Source organism: Aequorivita vitellina (assembly GCF_022008365.1).
Taxonomy (GTDB): domain Bacteria; phylum Bacteroidota; class Bacteroidia; order Flavobacteriales; family Flavobacteriaceae; genus Aequorivita; species Aequorivita vitellina.
Map to the genome: position 1 here is coordinate 1 of NZ_JAIRBA010000067.1, position 3,028 is coordinate 3,028.

General features: G+C 35.2%; 2 protein-coding genes. Both read right to left on the reverse strand.

The window, feature by feature from the left end; translation table 11 throughout:
* Positions 1-946: 946 nt before the first annotated feature.
* The gene (locus K8089_RS15905) at positions 947-1,879 is read right to left on the reverse strand and encodes an alpha/beta fold hydrolase (protein WP_237604281.1); all 933 of its coding nucleotides are present in this window, start codon (positions 1,877-1,879) and stop codon (positions 947-949) included.
* 308 nt (positions 1,880-2,187) lie between these two features.
* Positions 2,188-2,844: a dioxygenase family protein gene (locus K8089_RS15910; RefSeq protein WP_237604282.1), complete on the reverse strand. Its 657-nt coding sequence runs from the start codon at positions 2,842-2,844 to the stop codon at positions 2,188-2,190.
* Positions 2,845-3,028 lie beyond the last annotated feature (184 nt).

Here is a 3,028-nt window from a genome sequence, read left to right on the forward strand (position 1 = left end):
GACATTTACTTGGTTGCGATTTCTTGACTACCCATATTTTGCCCCGCTGGGGCGTAATGCCGTTAGGTATTAAATATGGGTAAGAAATTTGAACCCCGTCAATCCCCAGTCTTGTAAGGACTACATATAATATTGCGTTTTTGGGATTTGGCGTTTGCCTGCTATTTTTTTGCAGATTTAAAGGGTTGGGAAATTTTGTTTTTTGGTAATCTTATAACTGATTTGTGAAAATTGAGAAAGTAGTATGATAGTAGGGGTTGACTAGGGTAACACTAGCATGAAAGTAGCACTAGGGTAGCATGAAAGGTACATGAACAATAGATAGACTCACCATGAACAATACATTAAGATACTCTGAACTATACACGGATAATTTTAAAACATACATAAAGGCATTTGAACAGGCCTTAATTAAAGGAAGAATTTGCTGTTTTAAAGCGAATTTTATTGCTAGCGCAAGCTATAAAATTATCTTTTTAAAAACGCTTAAGTTGCACAAAAATTAGACCAAATTATTACAGTCGTACTTCTTGGAAAATACTAATAATGCAGCCGTTATTTTTAAATGATAAACTCTGTCTTTGCCTTTGTTTTCTTTTAGCAGTTTATGAATCTGATGGATAATATAGTAAAACCTCACAGGTCTTCAAGACCTGTGAGGTTTGTATCATTTTCAGGTCTGAATAAAAAAAGAAAGCATTTTCCGAAGGTTGGGGAGGCTTTTAGAGGTTTGGGGTTTATAAATTATGGAGTTGTGTAATGGTTACCATTGTTAATCTACGTTCTTTTTACCGGCATTTCTACCAAGGTTTTGATCAATCCCCATAGTGCATACCGACAAACACCGGTTCAGTTAACACTTCAATCATCTTTGATTCCCGATAAAACGGGACTCCAGCCCCACCCCTGCCCCGATTTTTTATCGGGGAATGCTTAGTTATTGTAATCAGTTATTTTTTTCCTTGTGGCTTTTTTTTAGCTTGATAAGGAAATCATTTATCCGATTTAAGTATTCCTTTTTTTTGTCTAGCCAGCCGTAATGTCCACAATTATCCAAGAAGAACAAGTTTGAATTTGAGAAAACTTTATCTGCTGTAAAAGCTAAGGATTGTGGGATAACATCTTGTTTTCCTTGTAAAATAAGCACAGGTTTGTCAAAAGACTCTAAATCTTTTTTACAATCAAAATTTATGCTCAACATATTATCCCAGACCATACGATTTAAACTCATATTGCCTTGCATCAATCGTTCACTTACAATTGGTATATTTTTTTTTTGATACACATAGGCCGAAGCGAGATATTGATTGAATTTTCTTCGGTTATACTCAGATTCATTTTCCCTTAACTTGTTTCTCCAGAAGTTTAAAGAATCTATTTCTTGTTCTGTTAATCTTGAGTTAAGATTGCTTTGTGCATTATCAATCAAATGTAAATCTAATCCTCCAGAGGATGAATGTATTATTGCTGAAACTCTGTTAGGAAATTTAGTGGTGTAATAATTGGCTAACATTCCTCCAAAAGAATGACCGAACAAAATCCATTCATCAATACCTATATCTTTTCTGATAACCTCCATATCAAGAGCCATTTTACTCATAGTTATGGTAGTGGTGTCCATTTGATTTAATGTCGATTTTCCCGTTCCTCTTTGGTCAAAAAGTATCGATTTATAACCTAACAATGCTATTTCTGTTGCAATATTCTTAAATCCTTCACTACTAAAACCTGGTCCGCCATTAATGATTAAAATTGGTTTTCCTTCTCCAATAACTTCATAATGTAGCATACCATCTTGCGTTTTAACAAAGTGCGATTCTTGACCAACACAAGTAAAAGTGTTAAAAAGCAAGTAAAATATTAATATTGATATTCTCATTTTCTAATTGATTACAAGGTCGCGTGTATGATTGGTGGCGCAGTTTTGTACAAAAGTTAGTAAATAAATCAGAACCGAAAATCATTCTGAAACTTGGCAAACAATCACAAACTGGCCATTAATTATATGCCTTATGAGCCTTGGATGAACATCTTTTACTTTACCTAAAGGTAAATAATTAATCTAGAGGGTGCAAGTGCCTTATAGGCAGGGGTATGCTTGAACTAGTGAGCTTTCTAAACGGTGGTGTGAGAGGCGCGCTCTGCCTCTATTTAGGGGCTGAGCCGTCTACTTGATTGGCAACTGGCTTATGTTAATTTAATTCCAATTTTTGCTGTTGCAAGGACTGTATTGTCAGATTTCTTTTCAGGCGTTAAAATAAGTCCGGTTCCTTCTTTCACATTCGCCAAAGACTTGTCATTTCTAAAATCATAAGGTGATTCTCCATATTGATTATAAGGCGCTACAGATGTAAATAATTCATTACAGAATTTTTGGTCAAAATACAATTCACTTGTCAAATGCTCTTTGTCATCCAATATTACTTTATAATGTATGTGTGGCACGCGTGGGTCATACCAACCAGGAATTATAGTTGTGAATTCAGCATTTCCATTTAAGTCGGTTTTTTGATAGCCGCGCAAATAAACAGATTTATTACTTGACTCGATATGTTGTTTCTTTCCAAATTCTAATTGTTTAGCTGATTCCCAAATATTATGTCCAATTCCCTCTTTATATCCACTATAATTTCCAACAGCATCACATTGCCAAATTTCCACTATTGCATTTTCAATCGGATTACAACTTGGATAGTCAACTATTTGAAATTTAAGGTTTAATGTTTTTCCTTTTCTACTTTCCCTTATATCGGTTCGCAAAGGTGACTTTAGGTAATAAGGTCCTTCAGATATTGGTGATGACAACACACAAATCTCGTCATCAATATTCGGCGTTAAAGTCATTTTTGGCTCGCTGTCATTGTCTTGTCTAACAATCCAAGTCAATATCTGTCGTTTCCCTAACCAAGCACTTATTCCAATTAATCCCAGTGTGGATAGACTGGACTAAGCTGACCCCTTTACTGGCTATCAATTTCAGCTTGCCATTCTGGCGGATGCTGACCCCCTTCACATAAAAACGGAAGCT